Here is a 21,411-nt window from a genome sequence, read left to right as displayed (position 1 = left end):
TGCCGGTGATATCAGGACAGTTTCACGTTCATGGTGATGCGCGCCGTAAACACTTTCTTGCCCTCGGCATCATGGACATCCACCGGCACGATCTTGTCGCCTTCGGTCTGCCAGTCCAGCCCGTCGCCATTGGCCACGGCGGTCACGTCGGTCTTGGCCTTGGCCAGGTATTCGACGGTCATGCCTTTGGGAATCCAGCGCGCGCCGGCGGGAATCGACACGTCGGTCATCATCCCGGCCGCCAGTTCGGCGGCATTGCACAGGGCGATGGCATGCACGGTGCCGAGGTGGTTGGTGATCTCGCGGCGAAACGGCACTTGTACTTGCGCCGAACCGGCGCGCAATTCGGTCACCAGCGGGTTGATGGTGCTGAAGTACGGTGCGACCTGGCAGGCCATCTGGCTGAACGCCTGGGAACCGACGCTGTTGAACATGCTGAGAAACTGACTCATGGAAGAAGCCTCGCGGTTAGAAATTTACAGAATGATGTTCCGTTACAGAATAATGTTCTGTAACGGAACGGTATTCTGTCCGCGGGAAATCTGTCAACCTGTGCGCGTTTCGATGACCGGCACCGATGTGCCCTTTACCCGGATTTTTCAACGCCCATGGACACCGCAGATCTACTCGAACGCAGCTACCCCGGCCGCCGCGCCGAACTCAAGCGCGACATCTTTCGCAAGGCCTTGCGCCTGTTCAACGAGCAAGGCATCGAGGCCACCACCATCGAAATGATCCGTGCCGAGTGCGACACCAGCGTCGGGGCGATTTACCACCATTTCGGCAACAAGGAAGGACTGGTGGCCGCGTTGTTCTTCACCGCGCTGGAGGATCAGGCGCGCCTGCGTGACGCCTATCTGGCGCAGGCGACGACCACCGAAGAGGGCGTGCAGGCGCTGGTCTACAGCTACGTGGATTGGGTCGAGAACCAGCCTGAATGGGCGCGGTTCCAGTATCACGCGCGTTATGCCGTGACCCGGGGCCCGCACAAGGATGAACTGGCCGAGCGCAACAAGACCCGCAATCTGGGCCTGCGCAACTGGCTGGCCGAGTCCGGACGCGCCGCTGAACTCAACGAGTGCCCGGCCGAACTGTTGCCGTCGCTGATCGTCGGTCAGGCCGACAGCTATTGCCGGGCGTGGCTGTCCGGGCGAGTGCAGGGCAGCCCGAAGGCGTATCGCGAATTGCTGGCCCAGGCCGCATGGCGTTCGATCCGTCGCGAACCCGAACGCTGATTTTCAGAGACAAAAAAAGAGCCTCAAGACTCTTTGATGGGGAGGAAGTAGAGCCCGCGAGGCTCAAGATGCGCATGAAGCCAGGTGCGGGCTTGATTGGGGTTCAGAGCACCCGCACCTACGCAGCAGCCTGGTGGCCCAGGCGATTGCGTAACTCCATCGTAGGAAGGTGAGGTTATGTGCTCAAGTACCGTCAGTCACCTGCATTTGAGGCGCGGGCGGCTCCCTCCACCCCAGGGGCATCAGCGTGTCAGCGAGCGCCCGGCCAGCCGGCTTTTTCGAGGGCTGCGAGCAGGGTGGCAGCATCCAGCCCCGGTACCGAATGCCCGTTGCCTTCGGTACTGTCGCTGGCCAGCAACGCGTTGATGATCGCTTCTTCCACCGCCTCGGTCGCCGCCAGAAAGAGCTCGCTGATGTGGTCGTTGTTGACCATGCGCAGGCCGTCGCAGGTCGGTGCACCTTTGCCTTCATAGGCGGCGGGCGGGACATGATCGTTGCCGGTGGCGAAGGCGATGAAGATGTCGCCGCTGTGATCTTCATTGCCGCCGCCGGTACGCGCCAGACCAAGGCTCGCCCGTTGCGCCAGTCGCGTGCATTGATGCGGCAACAGCGGTGCATCGGTGGCCAGGCACACCACGATCGAGCCCATGCCCGGATGCGGCAACGAAGCGCGCAGGAACGGCGAATCCACCTGTTCCATGTAACGCCCGACCGGGTAGCCGTCGACCCGCAACTCGCTGCGAATCCCGTGGTTGGCCTGGACGATGGCGCCCACCGTCCAGCCACCCTGAGCCTTGCTCAATCGGCGTGATGCGGTGCCGATCCCGCCCTTGAATTCATGGCAGATCATGCCGCTGCCACCGCCCACCGAGCCTTCCTGCACAGGGCCGTAAACGGCATTGTTCAGCGCTTCGGCCACATGTTTGGGCTGCACATGAAAGCCGTTGATGTCGTTGAGCAGACCATCGAAGGTTTCCAGCACCACCGGCATGTTCCAGTAGAGCCGACCGTCATCCGGTTGCTGCTCGCGATCCAGTTCGATCAAGGCATCGCGCACCACACCCAGGCTGTGGGTGTTGGTGAAGGCGATCGGACTGGTCAGCAGACCGGCCTCACGAATCCATTCCAGCCCTGTGGCATCGCCGTTGCCGTTGAGTACATGAACGCCAGCGAAACACGGTTGCGCGTTGGTCGAACCGACGCGGGGTTCGATCAGGGTGACGCCGGTGCAAATGTCACGACCGCTGGCGCTGCGGCCGCGCACGTTGCTGTGGCCGACCCGTACGCCGGGTACGTCGGTGATGGCGTTGAGCGGGCCGGGCTGCAATTGGCCGATGCGGATATGGAGATCGCGGGCACGTGGTTTCATTGATGTTCTCTCTATTGGAAGGCAGTGATTTGAACAGTTGTTACTGGCCATTCTTGATCTTGCTCCAGACCCGCGTGCGCACTCGCTCGGTGGCTTTGGGCAACGGCTCGAGGGTGTACAACGTGGCCATCGCCGTGGCGGACGGGTATACCGCCGGGTTGTCGCGAGTGGTCCGGGCAACCAGTGCCGTGGCGGCGCGATTGCCATTGGGGTAGGAAAGGTGATCGCTGACCGGCGCAATCACTTCGGGCCGCAGCAAATAGTCAATGAACGCGAGACCCTGAGCCGGATGCGGCGCGTCCTTGAGCAACACCAGCGTGTCGAACCACACCGGCGCGCCTTCCTTCGGCAGGCTGTACTGAATTTTCACGCCGTTGCCGGCCTGCTCGGCGTTGGTCTTGGCTTCGAGCATCGCGCCGGACCAGCCGACTGCCACGCAAATGTTGCCGTTGGACAGATCGCTGATGAATTTCGAGGAATTGAAATAGGCAATGTGCGGGCGCAGTTTCAGCAGCAGCGCTTCGGCTTTCTGATAGTCCGCGGCGTTGGTGCTGTTCGGCGGCAGGCCGAGGTAGTGCAGCGCGACCGGGAGCATTTCCGACGGCGAATCAAGCATCGCCACGCCGCATTCGCCGAGCCTGGCCAGGTTTTCTTCCTTGAACACCAGATCCCAGGAATCCACTGGCGCCTTGTCGCCCAGCACGGCACGTACCTTGTCGACGTTGTAGCCGATGCCGTTGGTGCCCCACAGATACGGCACGGCGTACTGGTTGCCGGGGTCGTTGTTGGCCAGTTTGCCGAGCAGATCGTTGTCAAGGTTCTTCCAGCCCGGCAGTTGTTCGCGGGGCAACGGGGCGAGGGCGCCGGCCTTGATCAGGGTCGGCAGGCTGAAGTTGCTCGCCACCACCACGTCGTAGCCGCTGCGGCTGGTCATCAGTTTGCCTTCCAGCACCTCGGCGCTGTCGAAGGTGTCGTAGACCGGTTCGATACCGCTGTCACGCTTGAAGTCATGCAGGGTGTTCGGGCCGATGTAGTCGTACCAGTTGTAGACATGCACGCTCGGCGCATCGGCCGCCTGCGCACTCAGCGCTGCGGACAAAACGCCCATCAGCCCCAGGTTGATATACCCACGATGACCACGCATGATGCGGCACTCCTGGCCTGTTGGCAGGCCGGTGATGAACAGGAGTGGTCAGCCTATCGGGCGGGCCGCACCGCACCCATTCCCATCATGGGTTACTCAAAAGGGGTAGTGCGTGGACGCGTTGCTGCAGGAATTGCCGGTGCATCAGAGCCTGTCGCGGGTGTTCGCAACGGTCGGTCAGGACGGTTTCTGGCGGGCGCTGGTGGATACGCTGCGGTTGCTGGTGCCGCTGGACAATGCGCTGGTGGCGGTGATGCAGGCGGGGCGGCCGCCGCAATTGCTGATCGACTTCGACAGCCAGGGGCGCGCCGACGAGCAGGAAGAACTGGCCGGTTACTGTGCCGGCATGTACCTGCTTGATCCGTTCTATCAGGCCGCCGTCGCCGGGATCGCCGACGGTCTGCATAGTCTCGCGTCCGTGGCGCCGGACCAGTTTCTGCACAGCGAGTACTACCAGAGCTACTTCCGTTCGGTGGTCGGCGCGGATGAGCTGCAATTTCTGGTCAATCTCGATGACGGCGTGCTGGGCTTGTCGATGGGCCGCTCGACGGCGTTCAGTTTGCAGGAGCAGGGGCGCCTGCTCTGCGTGCGGGACTGGGTGCTGTCAGCGATGCGCCGGCATGTGCAGTTGATGCCGCCGCAAGGCGCAGCGGTCGAGGCGCCGGTCGGTGATATTGCGGCGCTGCTCGACCGCTTCGACGCGCGACTGACTGTGCGCGAAATCGACACGGCGCGCCTGATTCTCCGGGGCTTTTCCAGCAAGGCCATCGCCCAGCACATGAACATTTCGCCGGAGACCGTGAAGGTGCACCGGCGCAATCTCTATCACAAGCTCAACGTCACCGGGCATGGCGAGTTGTTTGCGCTGGTATTGCGCCCGCGCTGACGGGGTCAGCCGATCTGCTTGAACAGCAGCGCCTTCAGGCCGCTTTCAGGATCGACATCTGGAAACTCCGGCGGATTCTCCAACCTTTGCTCGAAGCGCAGGCTTGGCGCTTCCTGGGTCACGCCGTCGATCAGGAAGTCCGAACCGAACGAAGGATCGTTCATGCACGCCAGCACCGTGCCTTGCGCGGTGAGCAGTTCCGGCAGACGACGCAGCACACGCCGGTAATCCTTGGTCAGCAGAAAACTGCCTTTCTGGAACGACGGCGGGTCGATGATCACCAAATCGTACGGGCCGCTGTTGATCACCTTGCCCCAGGATTTGAACAGGTCATGGCCCAGGAAACTCACCTTGCTCAGGTCATGCCCGTTCAACCGGTGATTGTCGCGGCCCCGGCTCAGGGCGGCGCGGGACATGTCGAGGTTGACTACATGGCTGGCGCCGCCCTCGATGGCCGCCACCGAGAAGCCGCAGGTGTAGGCGAACAGGTTCAGCACCCGTTTGCCCGCCGCTTGTTCGCGCACCCAGTTGCGGCCATAACGCATGTCGAGGAACAGCCCGGCGTTCTGCTTGCGGCCCAGGTCCACGCGGTATTTCAACCCGCCCTCGGCGATGGTCATTTCGTCGATCTCGTCCCCCAGCAGCCATTCGGCGGTGCTTTGCGGCAAGTAACGGTGCTGGATCAACAAAGTATGGGCGCCGGATTGCTGCCATTGCTCTGAACCGGTGATCTCCAGCAACAGACGTTTAAGGTCTTCCAGCTGCGAAGCCTCGGGCTCCTTGAACAGCGACACCAGCACCACGCCCTGCAGCCAGTCCACGGTGACTTGCTCCAGCCCCGGCCAGCAACGTCCGCGCCCATGGAACAGGCGCCGGGTTTCGGTCGGTGCCGACGTCAGCGCCGTGAGCAGATGGGTGTGAAGAGTGGCGAGGGCTTGAGGGTTCATCAATCGGAATCGGCCAGCAAAAGGGCGGGCATTTTAACCACAAACAGGCCGTGACGAGGGCTCGCCGACCGACGTTATCGAAAAGACCTGTATCTAAAATGAATTTCTGTACAAGGTGTCGCTCATACCAGATAAGCAGCGGGTTCAATCCGCTGAAAATGTTCATGTTGTTCAGGGAGTGCCAGTTCATGTGTCCAGTTCCGTCGTCGAGCGCGCACCTTCCTGACGGGTTGATTCTGGTAGTGGAAGACGATCCGTTGATTCTGGAGTTTCTGTGCGAAATTCTTCAGGAGGAAGGTTTCAAGGTAGAGCCGCAGACCAGCGCCGATGCGGCGTCGCAATACCTGGAGGAGCACGCGCCGGAAGTCGCGCTGTTGCTGACCGATATCACTATGCCCGGCACGCTTAACGGCGCCGACCTGGCCAATCTGGTCGGTGATCGCTGGCCGGACAAACCGGTGATGGTCATGTCCGGCTATGAAACACCGGAAACCTCGGGCGTGAAGCATCCGGTGGCGTTCATCAAGAAGCCCTGGGCCATCGGGCAGTTGCTCGATTGCGTCGACGGTGCGTTCAAATCCAAGGCGCCGCGGCTGCACTGAAGCGTCTCGCAAGTGCTACATTGCCGGGCATCGTTGCCCGGCCCCTTGCGAGGAAGTGATCTTTTGTCTGCTCACGATGCTGTTTTCAATCGCGCGTTCGGCGCGTTCCTGTTCGACATGGACGGCACCGTCCTCAACTCCATTGCCGCTGCCGAGCGAATCTGGTCCGCCTGGGCCGTGCGCCACGGGGTGGACGTCGACACGTTCCTGCCGACCATCCACGGAGCGCGCGCCATCGACACCATCACGCGTTTGAAGCTGCCGGGCGTGGACGCCGAGGCGCAAGCGGCGTTCATCACCGAGGCGGAAATCGAAGACGTCGAAGGCATTGTCGAAATCCCCGGTGCGGCGGCGTTTCTCAAGTCGTTGCCGGCGGATCGCTGGGCCATGGTGACTTCGGCGCCTCGGGACCTGGCGTTGCGGCGGATGGCGGCGGCAGGGATTCCTGAACCGACGGTGATGGTCACCGCCGAGGACGTGACCGCTGGCAAACCTGATCCGGCCGGTTATCGGCTGGCGGCCAAGCGTATGGGCCTGGAACCGGCGGACTGCCTGATCTTCGAAGACGCCACCGTCGGTATTCAAGCCGCTGAAGCCGCCGGTGCGCTGTTGATGATCATCACCACGACTCACCAGCATCCGCTTGAAACCGCCCACGCGACCATCGCCAGCTACCGCGACCTCACGCTGAACATCGACAGCGACGGCCAGTTGCGCCTGCAACCTCAATAAACACCGGGCACCAAGCGCCAGCTGCGCGCGCAATAGGCGTCGTATTCGGCGCCGAACTGCGTGCGCAGCAAGGCCTCTTCGGAGTGGATGCGGGCGATCAGCGGGATCAGCGTCAGCGCTGCCAGCAACAGGCCGACCACCGAGCGAAACGCCAGCGCCCAGCCGATTGCATTGATCACCAGCCCCAGATAACTGGGGTTGCGCAGGTGCCGATAAATGCCCTCGGTCACCAGCCGATGCCCCGGCTGAATCGCCACCAGCCCGCTGAACCGATGGCCGAGCACAAACACCGGCCACAAGCGCAACACGCCACCGACAATGAACAGCAACGCTCCCAACCAGCGGGTGCCTTCGCGGCCGATGGTCCAGAAACCGATGCGGTCGCAGTAAGCCGGCAGAACGGCACTGACCAGACCGATCACGGCGAACGCCGGAATCACCCAGCGATTGGCCCGATCCTCGCGTTCGCCGGTGCTCAGGTTCACTTCCGTGAACAGCGACGCCACCACCATGGCCAGCGTGGCCAGCGCCACCACGACCAGCGCCCCGTGAGAAAAAAACACCGCCACGCCACCGATGCCCCACATCGCCAGGCCCAGATAGGCGAGGGTGGCGAGCACTGCGACCACGGTCATTTGCGCTGACATTTTCATAGGCACCTCACGGCTGTTCCGTTCAGTGTAGATCCCGGCACGATCCCCGGCGTTTAACCGCTGGCAGGGCCGTGGACCAAACTCCAGGCTGAGACCTTCCGATCATCCGAATCGCCGCTTCGGGAGTCCGCCATGCTGCATATCCGCACGCCGCTGGTCTTCCATCCAAGCCTGTCGACCGCATCCCGGCGCATCTGGCTGAAGCTGGAAAACCAGCAAACGTGCGGCTCGGGGGTGAGTATCAGTGCGCAACGGTTGGGGGAGTGGGCGCGGATGGGGATTTGAGCGCTCAGGGATTGCACGTTGACCGCCGGCTCCGTCCAGCTCCACCGCCCACTTCAATTCCCCACACTGGAAATCCACATCGCCGCAATCCATGGCGTCGATATCAAGGCGACTGCACTACAATTCTCGCTGGCCGGTCCGGCCGGTTTCTGGCAGGCCATGCGTGAAGCGAAACGGGTGTCCTGACGTGCACCATTACCCATTGATGAGGTGAAAGCATGAAGATCGATCTGAGCGGAAAACTGGCGATTGTCAGCGGCAGCACGGCGGGCATTGGTTTGGGCATCAGCCAGTCGCTGGCCGAGGCGGGCGCTACGGTGGTGGTGATCGGTCGCGACGCGGCCAAGGTCGAACAGGCGCTGGCAAGCATTCGCGACAAGGTGCCGGGTGCGCAACTGCGCGGTCTGACGGCGGATCTGGGCACGGCCGAAGGCGCGCAGAAACTGTTCGCCGCTGAACCGAAAGCCGACATCCTGGTGAACAATCTCGGGATTTACAACGCCGTGGATTTTTTCGACGCGCCGGACGATGAGTGGACGCGCTTTTATGAAATCAACGTGATCTCCGGCGTGCGCCTGTCGCGCCATTACGTACCGGCGATGGTCGAGCAGGGCTGGGGCCGGGTGATTTTCCTGTCTTCGGAATCCGGCGTGGCTACCCCGGCCGACATGATCAACTACGGCGTGACCAAAAGCGCCAACCTCGCGGTGTCCCATGGCCTGGCCAAACGCCTGGCGGGCACCGGGGTGACGGTCAACGCGATCCTGCCCGGGCCGACCTTGACCGACGGAGTCGAGGAAATGCTCAAGGATGCCGCCGCCGAGTCTGGCCGCAGCCTGCGGGACGAGGCAGACGCGTTTGTTCGCCGGGCCCGTCCGAGCTCGATCATCCAGCGTGTGGCGGATGTCGAAGAGGTCGCGCACCTGGTCACCTACATCGCTTCACCGCTGTCCTCGGCCACCACCGGCGCCGCGTTGCGGGTCGACGGCGGCGTGGTCGACAGCCTGACTATCTGAATTCATTGAGAGAGACTTTTCATTTATGGCAACAGCATCGGCAACGATCGACATCCCGGCTTCGGCCGATCAGGTCTGGCAATTGATTGGCGGCTTCAACACCTTGCCGGACTGGCTGCCGTTCATTCTCAACAGCGAACTGAGCGAAGGCGGGCGCGTGCGCACTTTGCAAACTGCTGACGGCGCGGTGGTGGTCGAGCGTCTGGAGACGTTCGATAACGCGGGCAAAACCTACAGCTATTCGATTCTGCAGGCACCGTTTCCGGCCACCGATTATCTGGCGACGATTCGTGTTGAAGCCCAGGGGCAGGGCGCGCGGGTGACGTGGTCGGGGCGCTTCACGGCCAAGGGCGTGAGCGATGAGGAGGTGGTGGCGTTGTTCAGCGGCGTCTATCAGGGCGGGCTTGAGGCCCTGCGCGCCAACTACCCCACCTGAGTTTGTTGATCGTTCCCACGCTCTGCGTAGGAATGCCTCAAGGGACGCTCCGCGTTCCAGCTCTGGAAGGGACGCGGAGCGTCCCGGGCTGCATTCCCACGCAGAGCGTGGGAACGATCTATGAAGGTCAAGCCTGTGAAATCAGGCTCTGCCGACAATCCAGCACCAGCTTCGCCCCGCCCAGATCGCTGCGTCCCACCTCAAGGCTGAACCCGTGCAGGTTGACGATCGCCGCGACGATCGACAGCCCCAGGCCAAAACCATTTTGCAGTTGCCCGCCCTCGGCGCGGTAGAAACGCTGGAACACCGCTTCCCGTTCGGATTCGGGAATGCCGGGGCCGGAGTCATGCACTTCGATCCGCGTATGCCCCGCATCATTGACCCCGCGCAACACCACCGTGCCACCGGCCGGGGTGAACTTGATCGAGTTGCTCAACAGGTTCGCCAGGGCTTCAAACAGCAACGCCCGGTCACCGTTCAGCATGGGCAGAGTTTCTGGCATGTTCAGCTCGAAACGCAGCTCGTCGTCTTCGGCCAGCGGCAGATAGAATTCGTGCAGTTCCTGCAACAACAACACCGGATCAAGCTCGACAAACCCCGAGCGCCGCTGACGATCCTCAAGTTCCGAAATTCTCAGCAACCCGCGAAACCGTGCCATCAGCGTATCGGCCTCGGCCAGCACCAGATCCAGTTGCGCCGCTTCCGGCGAGCCTTCGCCGGCCTGTTGCTGCATGCGATACAACTGCGCCCGCAAACGGGTCAGCGGGGTGCGCAGGTCATGGGCGATGTTGTCGCACACGCCTTTGACTTCATTCATCAGGCGCTCGATGCGATCGAGCATGGCGTTGACGATGGCGGCGAGCATGTCCAGCTCATCGCGGCGATTGGACAGCGGCAAACGGTGAGTCAGGTCGCCGGCGACAATCGACTGGGCGCTGGCCTGAATCGCCCGAATCCGCCGCAGCGGCCGCCGGCGCAGCAAATGCCAGCCGATGATCCCCGGCACAATCGTCAGCGATACGCCCCAGAACAACGCATGCAGAATGATTTTCGTCACCGCAAACAGCGAACCGTTGTCCCGCAGCAGCACCAGCCAGCGGCCGTCGCGGGTCGGGGTGGCGACCGCGTCGCAACTGTCATTGGGCAGGGTCGGATCTTCGGAGTCGGCGCATTCGCTGAGCATGTGGATCTTGCCGTCCAGCGGCAGCCCCTCGGGGATTTTCTGCAACGCGCCGCCGAGGTAGCGGTGCTGGGCGTCAAACAGACCATAGGCGTCGATGCCGCGAATGTCGAAGGTCATGCTGGCGGCGAGCGCGTCTTCCAGTTGATCGCCGCGAAAGTGCGAAAACAGATGCTGACGTTGCATCAGCGAATGCTTGGCGAGGTTGTCGAGATAACCGGAAACCTCGAAGTACATGACCCCCATCAGGATCGCACTCCACGCCACGAACAACGAACTGTACAGCGCCAGCAAGCGGCTGCTGGAGGAGCGCCAACCGTCAGACGGGTTCGGCAATGACATAACCCGAGCCTCGCACTGTGCGGATCAGCGGGACATTGCCCGGCGGGTCGATCTTCTTGCGCAGGCGGCCGATGTGCACGTCGATCAGGTTGGTGCCGGGATCGAAGTGATAGCCCCAGACTTCCTCGAAAATCATCATCCGCGACAGGATCTGGCCGCTGTTGCGCATCAGAAACTCCAGCAATTTGTACTCGGTCGGCAGCAGCGTCAGCACCTGTTCGGCGCGACGGGCTTCGTGGCTGATCAGGTCGAGTTGCAGATCCGCCACCTGCAAGGTGGTCGGTTGGGCGCCGTTGCTGTTCTGCCGGCGCAGCAACACTTCAACCCGGGCGGCCATTTCATCGGTGGCGAACGGTTTGGTCAGGTAGTCATCGCCACCGGCGCGCAAGCCGCGCACGCGCTCGTCGACGTCGGAGAGGGCGCTGATCATCAGGATCGGTGTGGCCACGCCCATGGTGCGCAGGGTGGTGACGATGGCCAGGCCATCGAGTTCCGGCAGCATGCGGTCAAGGGTGATCAGGTCGTAGTTGCCGCTGACGGCGCGGTCCAGGCCTTCACGGCCGTTGTCGACCCAGTCCACGTCGAGGCCGTGGCTGCTCAGTTCGGCGACAATTTCCCGGGCGGTCACGGCGTCGTCTTCGATGGTCAGGATGCGAGTCATGGTGGGCCTGCTGGTCTGTTCAAACGCAATGGCAGCATTTTGCCAAGATTTTGCGCTGGCGCTTTAAATTAACTTTCATGTTTTAGCGGATAGAAACGCGATGGCGCGGCTTTTGTGCCAATGCATAAAACCCGCTGATATCGACCCGTTGTTGCAAATTGCATGGTCCTGGGAAGTTCATAATTTTTAACTGATTGAATTAAATCGAATTATTTAATGTTGGCGACTGGCACGGTCACTGCAATTCCTCTGATGACGAGTTGTAACACCATTTTTCATGCCTGGAGCACTACAACAATGAATAGATCCTCTGATGGGTTTTATCCTGCCTACGAAGGAGAGTCGAGCAACGTCTCAGGGGTGTCCTGGGGCGCGATTTTCGCAGGGGCTGCCGCTGCAGCGGCACTGTCGCTGATTCTGGTGCTGTTGGGTTTCGGTCTGGGCTTCTCCGCCGTTTCACCCTGGGCCGGTGAGGGCGTCAGTGCCAAGGGCCTGGGCATTTCAACCATCATCTGGCTGGCCGCCACACAAATCATCGCTTCGGGACTGGGTGGCTACATCGCCGGTCGCCTGCGGGTGAAATGGGCCAACATGCACGGTGACGAAGTGTACTTTCGCGACACCGCCCATGGCTTCCTCGCCTGGTGCGTAGCAACGCTGGTTACCGCGACGCTGGTGGTCGGTTCGGTCAGCAGCATCGTCAGCGGCGGTGTGCAGGCCGGTGCAAGCGTTGCCGGTGGCGCAGCCAGTGCGATGACCCAAGCAGCCGGCACCGCAGCGTCCAACACTGACAGTGATCAGTACGGCTACTTCGTCGACAGCCTGTTCCGCGACGATCGTCCCGCCGCCGTCAGCGACGACGCCGCCCGTGGCACCGTGACCCGGATCTTCGCCCAGAGTCTGGCCAACGGTCAGCTCAGCGCCGAAGACCGTAGCTACCTCGCCCAACTGGTCGCCCAGCGTACCAACCTGACCCAGGCCGACGCCGAACGTCGGGTCGATGAAATCTACGCTCGCACCCAGAAGGCAATCGCCGACGCCAAGGTTAAAGCGCAACAAGCTGCCGACACCGCCGCCAAAGTCGCTGCCTGGACTTCGTTGTGGATGTTCATCGCGCTGCTGGCTGGTGCGTTCTTCGCCAGTCTCTCGGCCACCTTCGGCGGTCGCCGCCGGGATGCGGTCGAGTACGTCGAAGTCGAAACCTACACCACGACCACGCTGCCGCCAGTCCGTTAATCAAGGAGAACCACCATGCGCTCACTACTGCTGTTTTTCCTCGGCGTTCCAATCCCGATCATCATCCTGATCGCCCTGTTCGTGCACTGATTACTTGAGGCATATGCCTTGGCCGCTTCCACCTTCGGGTTGAAGCGGCTTTTTGCTGTCTGCGCGGGCCGAAGGCGCAGAACCGACCAGTCATTTCCATGGCGTGGATCAATATTCGTCGGCGCAATATCCCCTACCGTGAAATTTCCAGGCCCTTGCCGCTGGATCGACTACATTGCTTGCGCGCACTTTGCTGCGCGAGCAGGAATAACCTGCCGGCCCGATAGAGAGCGATAACCCCCACGAGCCGGCGAGGTGTAGTGCAGCAAGGAGCTGTTTCAACCTCACCTGAACCTTTTCACGGATGATCATTGCAATGCACTGCCTAGAAAGAACCTTCGATATCCAGCCTTTGACGCAGGCGGATATGACTGTCCACATCAACGGCCAGCCGGTCACCGCCGCCATTGGCGAAACCGTGCTCAGCGTCATTCAGTCCCTCGGCGTGCGCCAGGTCGCGCGCAACGATCACAACCAGATCAGCGGTGCCTATTGCGGCATGGGCGTGTGCCAGTGCTGCCTGGTGAGAATCAATGGCCGGCACAAGCGCCGCGCCTGCCAGACCGTGGTGCGTGAGGGCATGTTGATCGAAACCCAGGTCAACCGTATTCACGGGCAGGAGGTGATATGAGCCTGCATCCGGTGATCGTCGGCGGTGGCCCGGCGGGAATGGCCGCAGCCATCGAACTGGCCCTGCACGGGGTGCGCTGCACCTTGCTTGAAGAAGCTTCGCGTCTTGGCGGCGTGGTCTATCGCGGGCCGCTACGTGACGGGGTGCAGCTGGATTATCTGGGGCCGCGTTATTCCGAGGCGCTGGGCAAATTGCACGGTGATTTCCAGGAGCAGTCCGGGCTGATCGACGTGCGTCTCAACCACCGCGTGGTCGGCGCCGAAGGCACGCGCTCGCTGGTGGTGCTGGACGGCGACGAGCGTCTGCACGAAATCCAATACCCGCAGTTGCTGCTGGCCGCCGGTTGCCACGAGCGCAGCGTGCCGTTTCCCGGCTGGACCTTGCCCGGTGTGATCATGCTCGGCGGTCTGCAATTGCAGATCAAAAGCGGCGTGGTCAAACCGCAGGGGCCGGTGGTGATTGCCGGCACCGGGCCGCTGTTGCCACTGGTGGCGACCCAGTTGCATGCGTCGGGCGTGAGTGTGGCGGGTGTCTACGAGGCCTGCGCATTCGGCAAGATCGCCAAGGAAAGTCTGGCACTGCTGAACAAGCCGCAGTTGTTCCTCGATGGCCTGAGCATGCTCGCCTATCTGAAATTGCACGGCATCCCGATGCACTACGGCTGGGGCGTGGTCCAAGCGCACGGCGAAGGCGAACTGAAAAGCGTCAGCGTGGCGCCGTACTCGGCAACGTGGGAGCCGGACATGAGCCGCGTCGAACGCTTCGAAGCGACAACGCTGGCGGTCGGCTACGGCTTCATTCCGCGTACGCAGCTGAGTCAGCAGATGGGCCTGGATCACGGCTTCAGCGACGACGGCTACCTGCGCGCCAATGCCAACATCTGGCAGCAAAGCAGCGAGCCCCACGTGCATCTGGCCGGTGACATGGGCGGTATTCGCGGCGGCGAAGCGGCGATGTTGGCCGGCAAGATCGCGGCGACCTCGATCCTGCTGCAACGCGGTGTGCTGGAGGAGGAACTGGCGCGAGTCCGTCGCGACCGTTACCTGGGCAAACTCAAAGCCATCGTGCGTTTCCGCGCGGCGGTGGATCGCTACACCGAACGCGGCGTCGGGCAGACCGCATTGCCGGCCGCCGACACGGTGATCTGCCGCTGCGAACATGCGACCCGCGCCGACATCGACCGCGCCCTGGAGCAGGGCGTACAAGACATCGCCAGCCTGAAAATGCGCACCCGCGTGAGCATGGGCGATTGTCAGGGGCGGATGTGCGTCGGTTATTGCAGCGACCGCTTGCGTCAGGCCACCGGGCGCAAGGATGTCGGCTGGCTGCGACCGCGTTTCCCGATCGATCCGATTCCTTTTTCCGCGTTCCAGTCCCTCGGCACGGAGGCCGTTTCCCATGAGTAAGTTCTATGACGTGGTCATCGCCGGCGGCGGTGTGATCGGTGCGTCCATCGCCTATCAGTTGTCCAAGCGCAAAGACCTCAAGGTCGCGTTGATCGACGCCAAGCGTCCGGGCAACGCGACCCGCGCTTCGGCCGGCGGCCTGTGGGCGATTGGCGAGTCGGTGGGGCTGGGCTGCGGGGTGATTTTCTTCCGCATGATGTCGGCCAACCGCAAGCGCGAAACCCAGGGCGCGGCGGTGGCGGTGGACTCCAGCACGCCGCACATCCTGCCGCCGTCGTTCTTTGATTTTGCCTTGCAGTCCAACGCGCTGTACCCGGCGCTGCACCGTGAGCTGAAAGACAATCACGGAATGGATTTCAAGTTCGAAAAGACCGGGCTCAAATTCGTCATTTATGACGATGAAGACCGGTTGTACGCCGAGCACATCGTCGGCTGCATCCCGCATCTGGCCGATCAGGTGCGCTGGCTCGATCAGGCTGCATTGCGCGAGTCCGAGCCGAGTGTCAGCCATGAAGCGCGCGGTGCGCTGGAGTTTCTCTGCGACCATCAGGTCAGCCCGTTCCGCCTGGCCGACGCCTACACCGAAGGCGCCCGGCAGAATGGCGTGGCCATGTTCGTCAACACCAACGTCACCGGCGTGCTGCACCACGGTCGGCGGGTGACTGGCGTACAGACGGCCGAAGCCGGGGTGTTCCACTGCAAGACCCTGATCAACGCCGCGGGTGCCTGGGCTGCAGACTTGAGCGAATGGGCGACCGGCATCCGCATTCCGGTGAAACCGGTGAAAGGTCAGATCCTGCTGACCGAACGCCTGCCGAAAATCCTCAACGGTTGCCTGACCACCAGCGATTGCTACATGGCGCAGAAGGACAACGGCGAAATCCTCATCGGCAGTACCACCGAGGACAAGGGCTTTGACGTCACCACGACCTGGCCGGAAATCGCCGGGCTGGTTCAGGGCGCGGTGCGTTGTCTGCCGGAACTGGCGGACATCAACCTCAAGCGCACCTGGGCCGGGCTGCGGCCGGGCTCGCCGGACGAATTGCCGATTCTCGGGCCGATGGCCGGAGTGGAGGGTTATCTCAATGCCTGCGGGCATTTCCGCACCGGCGTGCTGACGTCGGCGATTACCGGAGTGTTGCTGGACAAACTGGTCAACGATGAACCGCTGCCGCTGGACATCACGCCGTTTCTGGCGGATCGGTTTGAAGTGGCGCCGGCCAAAGAAGAGAGGGAGCTGGAGATGGCCTGAACCTGTGGGAGTTTCCCACGTGATCGTTCCCACGCTCTGCGTGGGAATGCCTCAAGGGACGCTCCGCGTTCCAGCTCCGGAACGGACGCGGAGCGTCCCGGGCTGCATTCCCACGCGGAGCGTGGGAACGATCAACTCTGAAAACGTCAGGGCTTGCCCGATTGTTCTTCCAGTTGATCCGACTCGAACAACCGGGCCAGTTCCGCCCGCGCTTCCTGGGCGGTCTGCAGGACTTTGGCCGCGTCGTCGTACACCGCGTGTTGAGCCTCGAGCACCTGTTCGTCATGGTGCTTGAAGCGCTTGATCCGTGCATCGGCCTGGGCCTGGGTCAAGCCAAGGCCAACCAGCGTGCGGCGGCTCATTTCCAGACTTGAGTAATAAGTCTCCCGGATCGGATCGGCACCGACATCCACCAACCGATGAACATGCTGCCGGTTACGCGCCCGGGCGATGATTTTCATGTGCGGGTAGAGCTTGCGCACGATTTCGGCAGTCTTGATGTTGGTTTCCGGATCGTCCGTGGCAATCACGAAATATTCCGCCTCACCAACCTTGGCCGCGTTGAGGATTTCCGGGCGCATCGGGTCACCGTAGAACACCGGCACACCACCGAAACTGCGGGACAGTTCGATGGTTTCCACCGACGTATCCAACGCCACGAACTTGATGTTCTGCGCCCGCAGGATCCGCGCCACGATCTGACCCATCCGGCCCATGCCGGCGATCACGACACGTGGGGCTTCGGTTTCGATCTGACGGAATTTCTCCGGCACTTCTACCGGCTGCACTTTCGGGCTGACCAACCGTGCGCAGACCAGCAGCAACAACGGTGTGACCGCCATCGACAGGGTGATGGTCAGCACCAGCAGGTCGTACAGACGCGGTTCGAACAGGCCCTGATCGCGACCGATCTTGAACACCACAAAGGCGAATTCACCGCCCGCCGCCAGCACGATGCCGAGGCGAATCGCGCTGACCTTGTTCAGCCCACCGGCCAGACGCCCGACCACAAACAGCAACGGCAACTTCAAGGCGATCAGCAGCAGCGTCAGCCCCAGCACCGTGATCGGCGCGCTGAGCAGCAGACCGAGGTTGGCGCCCATGCCGACGCTGATGAAAAACAGCCCCAGCAGCAGGCCCTTGAACGGCTCGATCTGCGCTTCCAGCTCATGGCGATATTCCGAATCCGCCAGCAGCAATCCGGCAAGAAACGCGCCCAACGCCATCGACACGCCGACCATGTCCATCAGCCACGCGGTGCCGATCACCACCAGCAACGCAGTGGCGGTGGAGACTTCCGGCAGACCGGTTTTCGCCACCACGCGAAACACCGGACGCAACAGATAGCGCCCGCCGATCACCACCACGGCGATGCTGCCGAGCACCTGCAAACTGTGGCGCACATCGTCGGCAGTGCTGGTGTGGTGATCGACGCCCGCAAGCATCGGCACCAGCGCGATCAGCGGGATCGCGGCGATGTCCTGGAACAGCAGAATCGCAAACGCCAGCCGTCCGTGCGGGCTGGTCAGTTCCTTGCGCTCCGCCAGGCTTTGCAAGCCGAACGCGGTGGACGACAGCGCCAGACCCAGGCCCAAGACAATCGCGCTGTTCAGCGGCTGACCGAACACCAGCAACGCCAGCACACCAATCACCGAACCGGTCAGCAGCACCTGCGCCAGACCCACGCCGAATACCGATTTGCGCATCACCCACAAACGTCGCGGCGACAGCTCCAGACCGATGATGAACAACAGCAAAACCACGCCCAGTTCCGAGATATGGCTGACGCTTTGCGGATTGCCGATCAGGCCCAGCACCGACGGGCCGATGATCACCCCGGCAAACAGATAGCCGAGCACTGCGCCCAGTTGCAGGCGCTTGGCCAGCGGAACGGTAAGCACGGCGGCCAGCAGAAAAACGACGGCGGCTTGTAACAGATTGCCTTCATGGGGCATGAGCGGAACTCCAGTAACGCGGTACGGCGGGGGCGACAAGGATAAAGGTTGCAACAATGGCAGATCTACCGCATGCCCGGCTTGAGCAGATGTGCTTGTGTAATAATTTGCATCAATTGGTTACATTTATAGCCTCAGCGAATCAATCCTCCAGAGTTTTCCATGGCCATCAACTTCGACCTCAACGACCTGCAAGCCTTTCGCGCGGTGGTCGAGCAGGGCAGTTTCCGCAAGGCCGCCGACACCGTGCGCCTGTCGCAACCGGCCCTGAGCCGACGCATCGAAAAGCTCGAAGACGCCCTCGGCGTGAAGCTGTTCGAACGCACCACGCGCAAGGTCAGCCTGACCCAGGCCGGACGCGGTTTCATGCCCAGCGTCGAACGTTTGCTCGACGATCTGGACGTCGCGTTGCTCGGCATCAGTGAAGTCGCCTCGAACCGGCAGGGCCACGTGACTGTCGCCTGCGTGCCGTCGGCGGCGTATTACTTCATGCCGAGCGTGGTCGCCCGCTATCACCGGCAGTTCCCGCGCATCAAAGTCAAAGTCCTCGACTCCAGCGCCCACGACGTGCTGAGCGCGGTGGTCAATGGCGAGGCGGATTTCGGTCTGAGTTTCATGGGCACTCAGGAGGCGGGCGTGGATTTCGAGCCGCTGGTGCAGGAGAGCTACGTGGTCGCCTGTCGCCGCGATCATCCGCTGGCCGGGCGCAGCAGCGTGACCTGGGACGAGTTCTACCGGCAGGATTACATCTCGCTCGACAAGACCTCGGGCAACCGTTTTCTGCTGGATCAGGCTTTGGCCAAAGTGGTGCCGCAACGCCCGAGTATCTGCGAGACGCGGCATGTGACGACCATGATCGGTCTGGTGGAAGCGGGGCTGGGCGTGGCGGCGGTGCCGTTGATGGCGATGCCGGCGGCGGATCATCCGATCCTGACGCGGGTACCTCTGACCGAACCACAAGTGATGCGCAGCGTCGGCATCATCAAACGCCGGGGCCGTACGCTGACCCCGGCGGCATTGGAACTGGAGCGGCTGGTGGTGGAAATGAAAGTCCAGCCGCCGACGGTCAGCGCTTGACCGAATCCAGCCCGGTGGCCTGCACGTCAGGCTGGGCGGCAGGCGCGGCCAGATAAGCGAGCAAGGCTTTCGCTTCCTCTGGATGCTGCGCACCCACCGGAATCCCTGCTGCAAATCGTGTTACCGACTGCACCGATTCCGGAATCTTCGCCACAAAACTCACCCCTGGCACCGGCAGCAACTCGCTGACCTGCTGGAAGCCCAGTTGATAGTCGCCCGTGGCGACCACCGAGCCCACAGGGATTTTCGGGATCATCTTCGCCTTCGGTTTCAGCTGATCTTCGATACCGAGTTTCTTGAACAACTGCTGCTCGATGTACACGCCGCTGGCGCTGTCGGAGTAGGCCACCGATTTTGCATCCAGCAGGGTTTTCTTCAGGGCATCGACATTGCTGATGTCCGGTTTTGGCGCACCTTCGCGCACCACCAGGCCGATTCGCGAATCTGCCAGTTCTACCCGCGACGCCGGGTCGACCTTGCCTTGCTTGATCAGATCATCGAGGGCGTAGCCGACCATGATCACCACGTCGGCCTTTTCGCCACGGGCAAGGCGATTGGGGATTGCCTCCGGTGCCTTGCCCATCGACGGGCCGAGTTGGGTGTCCAGGGTGTTGCCGGTGGCAGCGGCGAATTTCGGCCCGAGGATCTTGTAGGCAGCGGTAAAACCGCCGGAGGTCATGACCCGCAACTCTTCGGCCTGGGCCGCAACGTTGAACGCAAGACCGGCGAGCAGGGCTGTAACGGTAAACAGTTTTTTCATGGTGATGTTCTCAGGCAGTAGCAGGTTGCAGACGACCGCCGGCGCGGCGATACAGATACAGCGTCGCACCCAGTGCGCAGAGCGCGCCGATGCTCATCCAGTAACCCGGAGCGGCTTTGTCGCCGGTGTACTGGATCAGGAAGGTCGACATCGCTGGCGTGAATCCGCCGAACACGGCGGTGGCGAGGCTATAGGCCAGGGAGAAACCGGCCACGCGCACTTCTACCGGCATGATTTCGGTCAGGGCCGGAATCATCGCGCCGTTGTACAGGCCGTAGATAAACGACAGCCACAACAGCGACAGCAGCATATGGCTGAAGCTTGGCGCCTGCACCAGATACGACAGCGCCGGATACGTGGTGGCCAGGGCCAGCAACGCCATGGCGATCAGCACCGGACGGCGCCCGACACGATCAGACAACGCGCCGCCAATTGGCAGCCAGAAAAAGTTGGAAACGCCCACCAGCAGAGTCACCAGCAACGCATCGGAGGTGCTCAGGTGCAGCACGGTTTTACCGAAGGTCGGTGCGTACACGGTGATCAGGTAAAACGCGGTGGTGGTCAGGGCAACCATCAGCATCCCGCCCAGCACTACGCCCCAGTTCTGACCGAGGGTGCGGAACACTTCCTTCATGCTCGGACGATGTTTACGAGCGGCGAACTCTTCGGTTTCCGCCAGATTGCGTCGCAGAAAGAAGATGAACGGGACGATCATGCAGCCGACGAAAAACGGAATCCGCCAGCCCCAATCGGCAACCGCTTGCGGTGCCATCCACTGGTTCAAGCCATAACCCAGCGCAGCGGCGACGACGATGGCCACCTGCTGACTGGCCGACTGCCAGGCGGTAAAAAAGCCTTTGCGACCGGGCGTGGCGATCTCCGAGAGATACACCGAAACCCCGCCCAGTTCCGCACCCGCGGAGAAGCCTTGCAACAGCCGCCCGATCAACACCAGCGCCGGGGCAAACAGGCCGATGGTTTCATATCCGGGCACCAGCACAATCAGGATCGTGCCGCTGGCCATGATCGACAGGGTGACGATCAGACCTTTGCGCCGACCGACGTCATCGATGTACGCGCCGAGCACGATAGCCCCCAGCGGACGCATCAAAAAGCCTGCGCCGAACACTGCAAAAGTCATCATCAGAGAGGCGAACTCACTGCTCGCCGGGAAGAACACCGCCGCGATCTGCGTGGCGTAGAAGCCGAACAGAAAGAAGTCGAACTGTTCGAGGAAGTTACCCGAGGTCACCCGGAAAATGGCGCCGGCCCGCGAGCCGCCGTGTGGGATTGAGGCTGTCATAGAAAAGTACTCCACCGCTTTTATGACGTGCGCGACGGGGAGGCGGCGCACGGTTTTTATTGGGGCGGATAGTGGCGCGCAGGGATCGATTTGTTAATTGCATAGTTGGCATGGATTGATGTGCGGAGCGGATCAATGCAGTTGTTCCTATTTAGCGACTGTTCCTACGAAGACTGACGAAGCGCCTTACATAAAATCACTGCCTTCCCTTGA

The 21,411-nt window shown here is 62.0% G+C and carries 21 protein-coding genes and 2 pseudogenes; 13 read left to right on the top strand and 10 right to left on the bottom strand.

Annotated features, from left to right (window positions below; translation table 11 throughout):
• Positions 1–11: 11 nt before the first annotated feature.
• Positions 12–452: a hotdog fold domain-containing protein gene (locus AC1MDC_RS21450; RefSeq protein ID WP_085699226.1), complete on the bottom strand. Its 441-nt coding sequence runs from the start codon at positions 450–452 to the stop codon at positions 12–14.
• 156 nt (positions 453–608) lie between these two features.
• Between AC1MDC_RS21450 and AC1MDC_RS21445 the strand changes: the two genes are divergently transcribed.
• Positions 609–1,235 carry a TetR/AcrR family transcriptional regulator gene (locus AC1MDC_RS21445; RefSeq protein ID WP_227232922.1) on the top strand — a complete coding sequence of 209 codons (627 nt, stop codon included), beginning with the start codon at positions 609–611 and terminating at the stop codon, positions 1,233–1,235.
• A gap of 250 nt (positions 1,236–1,485) precedes the next feature.
• Here the strand turns inward: AC1MDC_RS21445 and AC1MDC_RS21440 are convergent, their stop codons facing one another.
• Together AC1MDC_RS21440 and AC1MDC_RS21435 are read right to left on the bottom strand one after the other, a co-directional pair.
• Positions 1,486–2,604, bottom strand: a complete 1,119-nt coding sequence (locus tag AC1MDC_RS21440) for a DmpA family aminopeptidase (protein WP_480393612.1) — start codon at positions 2,602–2,604, stop codon at positions 1,486–1,488.
• A gap of 40 nt (positions 2,605–2,644) precedes the next feature.
• Entirely contained in the window at positions 2,645–3,748 is a 1,104-nt protein-coding gene (locus tag AC1MDC_RS21435) for a polyamine ABC transporter substrate-binding protein (protein WP_085699229.1), read from the bottom strand.
• 112 nt (positions 3,749–3,860) lie between these two features.
• Here AC1MDC_RS21435 and AC1MDC_RS21430 point away from each other — a divergent pair, with 112 nt between their 5' ends.
• Positions 3,861–4,634 (top strand): helix-turn-helix transcriptional regulator, encoded by a 774-nt coding sequence (locus AC1MDC_RS21430; RefSeq protein ID WP_480393611.1) that lies wholly within the window; start codon positions 3,861–3,863, stop codon positions 4,632–4,634.
• A gap of 5 nt (positions 4,635–4,639) precedes the next feature.
• Here AC1MDC_RS21430 and AC1MDC_RS21425 read toward each other — a convergent pair whose 3' ends face one another.
• Positions 4,640–5,581: a class I SAM-dependent methyltransferase gene (locus tag AC1MDC_RS21425; RefSeq protein ID WP_085703206.1), complete on the bottom strand. Its 942-nt coding sequence runs from the start codon at positions 5,579–5,581 to the stop codon at positions 4,640–4,642.
• A gap of 188 nt (positions 5,582–5,769) precedes the next feature.
• Here AC1MDC_RS21425 and AC1MDC_RS21420 point away from each other — a divergent pair, with 188 nt between their 5' ends.
• Together AC1MDC_RS21420 and AC1MDC_RS21415 are read left to right on the top strand one after the other, a co-directional pair.
• Positions 5,770–6,183 (top strand): response regulator, encoded by a 414-nt coding sequence (locus tag AC1MDC_RS21420; protein ID WP_085699232.1) that lies wholly within the window; start codon positions 5,770–5,772, stop codon positions 6,181–6,183.
• A gap of 63 nt (positions 6,184–6,246) precedes the next feature.
• A complete protein-coding gene (locus AC1MDC_RS21415; RefSeq protein WP_480393610.1) occupies positions 6,247–6,915 on the top strand; it encodes an HAD family hydrolase in 669 nt (222 codons plus the stop codon).
• Here AC1MDC_RS21415 and AC1MDC_RS21410 read toward each other — a convergent pair.
• Positions 6,909–7,568: a methyltransferase family protein gene (locus AC1MDC_RS21410; protein ID WP_085703204.1), complete on the bottom strand. Its 660-nt coding sequence runs from the start codon at positions 7,566–7,568 to the stop codon at positions 6,909–6,911. The two genes, AC1MDC_RS21415 and AC1MDC_RS21410, sit on opposite strands and share 7 nt — an antisense overlap.
• Positions 7,569–7,700: 132 nt before the next feature.
• Here AC1MDC_RS21410 and AC1MDC_RS21405 point away from each other — a divergent pair.
• From AC1MDC_RS21405 to AC1MDC_RS21390, 4 genes and pseudogenes are all read left to right on the top strand, one after another.
• Positions 7,701–7,799 (top strand): annotated as a pseudogene (locus tag AC1MDC_RS21405) (pyridoxal-phosphate dependent enzyme); the annotation flags it as partial.
• 132 nt (positions 7,800–7,931) lie between these two features.
• Positions 7,932–8,039, top strand: a pseudogene (locus AC1MDC_RS21400) (aldo/keto reductase); the annotation flags it as partial.
• A gap of 32 nt (positions 8,040–8,071) precedes the next feature.
• Positions 8,072–8,869 (top strand): SDR family NAD(P)-dependent oxidoreductase, encoded by a 798-nt coding sequence (locus AC1MDC_RS21395; protein WP_085703203.1) that lies wholly within the window; start codon positions 8,072–8,074, stop codon positions 8,867–8,869.
• 25 nt (positions 8,870–8,894) lie between these two features.
• Positions 8,895–9,305 carry an SRPBCC family protein gene (locus AC1MDC_RS21390; protein WP_085703202.1) on the top strand — a complete coding sequence of 137 codons (411 nt, stop codon included), beginning with the start codon at positions 8,895–8,897 and terminating at the stop codon, positions 9,303–9,305.
• Between the two features lie 127 nt (positions 9,306–9,432).
• Here AC1MDC_RS21390 and AC1MDC_RS21385 read toward each other — a convergent pair whose 3' ends face one another.
• Both AC1MDC_RS21385 and AC1MDC_RS21380 read right to left on the bottom strand, forming a co-directional pair.
• Entirely contained in the window at positions 9,433–10,827 is a 1,395-nt protein-coding gene (locus tag AC1MDC_RS21385) for a sensor histidine kinase (RefSeq protein WP_480393609.1), read from the bottom strand.
• The gene (locus AC1MDC_RS21380) at positions 10,805–11,488 is read right to left on the bottom strand and encodes a response regulator transcription factor (protein ID WP_007952956.1); all 684 of its coding nucleotides are present in this window, start codon (positions 11,486–11,488) and stop codon (positions 10,805–10,807) included. Before AC1MDC_RS21380 ends, AC1MDC_RS21385 begins: the two co-directional genes overlap by 23 nt.
• A 297-nt stretch (positions 11,489–11,785) precedes the next feature.
• On the opposite strand from AC1MDC_RS21380, the gene AC1MDC_RS21375 reads away from it, so the two are divergent.
• The 4 genes from AC1MDC_RS21375 to hcnC all read left to right on the top strand — a co-directional run bounded on the left by AC1MDC_RS21375 (position 11,786) and on the right by hcnC (position 16,103).
• Positions 11,786–12,724: a hypothetical protein gene (locus AC1MDC_RS21375; RefSeq protein WP_085703201.1), complete on the top strand. Its 939-nt coding sequence runs from the start codon at positions 11,786–11,788 to the stop codon at positions 12,722–12,724.
• A gap of 406 nt (positions 12,725–13,130) precedes the next feature.
• Positions 13,131–13,445, top strand: coding sequence for a cyanide-forming glycine dehydrogenase subunit HcnA (gene hcnA, locus AC1MDC_RS21370; RefSeq protein ID WP_480393608.1), 315 nt, complete (start codon positions 13,131–13,133; stop codon positions 13,443–13,445).
• Complete coding sequence (gene hcnB / locus AC1MDC_RS21365; protein ID WP_480393607.1) at positions 13,442–14,851, top strand: cyanide-forming glycine dehydrogenase subunit HcnB; 1,410 nt, start codon at positions 13,442–13,444, stop codon at positions 14,849–14,851. The genes hcnA and hcnB overlap by 4 nt, the downstream gene beginning before the upstream one ends.
• Positions 14,844–16,103, top strand: coding sequence for a cyanide-forming glycine dehydrogenase subunit HcnC (gene hcnC, locus AC1MDC_RS21360; RefSeq protein WP_085699246.1), 1,260 nt, complete (start codon positions 14,844–14,846; stop codon positions 16,101–16,103). The genes hcnB and hcnC overlap by 8 nt, the downstream gene beginning before the upstream one ends.
• A gap of 146 nt (positions 16,104–16,249) precedes the next feature.
• Here the strand turns inward: hcnC and AC1MDC_RS21355 are convergent, their stop codons facing one another.
• On the bottom strand, positions 16,250–18,058 hold the full coding sequence (locus tag AC1MDC_RS21355; RefSeq protein ID WP_085699248.1) for a monovalent cation:proton antiporter-2 (CPA2) family protein: 1,809 nt from the start codon (positions 18,056–18,058) through the stop codon (positions 16,250–16,252).
• A 162-nt stretch (positions 18,059–18,220) separates the two neighbouring features.
• Between AC1MDC_RS21355 and AC1MDC_RS21350 the strand changes: the two genes are divergently transcribed.
• Positions 18,221–19,135, top strand: coding sequence for a LysR family transcriptional regulator (locus AC1MDC_RS21350; protein ID WP_064597602.1), 915 nt, complete (start codon positions 18,221–18,223; stop codon positions 19,133–19,135).
• Here the strand turns inward: AC1MDC_RS21350 and AC1MDC_RS21345 are convergent.
• Positions 19,125–19,895, bottom strand: coding sequence for a substrate-binding domain-containing protein (locus AC1MDC_RS21345; RefSeq protein ID WP_085687497.1), 771 nt, complete (start codon positions 19,893–19,895; stop codon positions 19,125–19,127). The genes AC1MDC_RS21350 and AC1MDC_RS21345 overlap by 11 nt on opposite strands.
• Positions 19,896–19,905: 10 nt before the next feature.
• Positions 19,906–21,198: an MFS transporter gene (gene tcuC / locus AC1MDC_RS21340; protein ID WP_085687499.1), complete on the bottom strand. Its 1,293-nt coding sequence runs from the start codon at positions 21,196–21,198 to the stop codon at positions 19,906–19,908.
• Positions 21,199–21,411 lie beyond the last annotated feature (213 nt).

This window comes from Pseudomonas sp. 1 (assembly GCF_056626735.1).
Note: the sequence above shows the minus strand (reverse complement) of the source record. Positions and strands in the feature narration are given on the sequence as shown.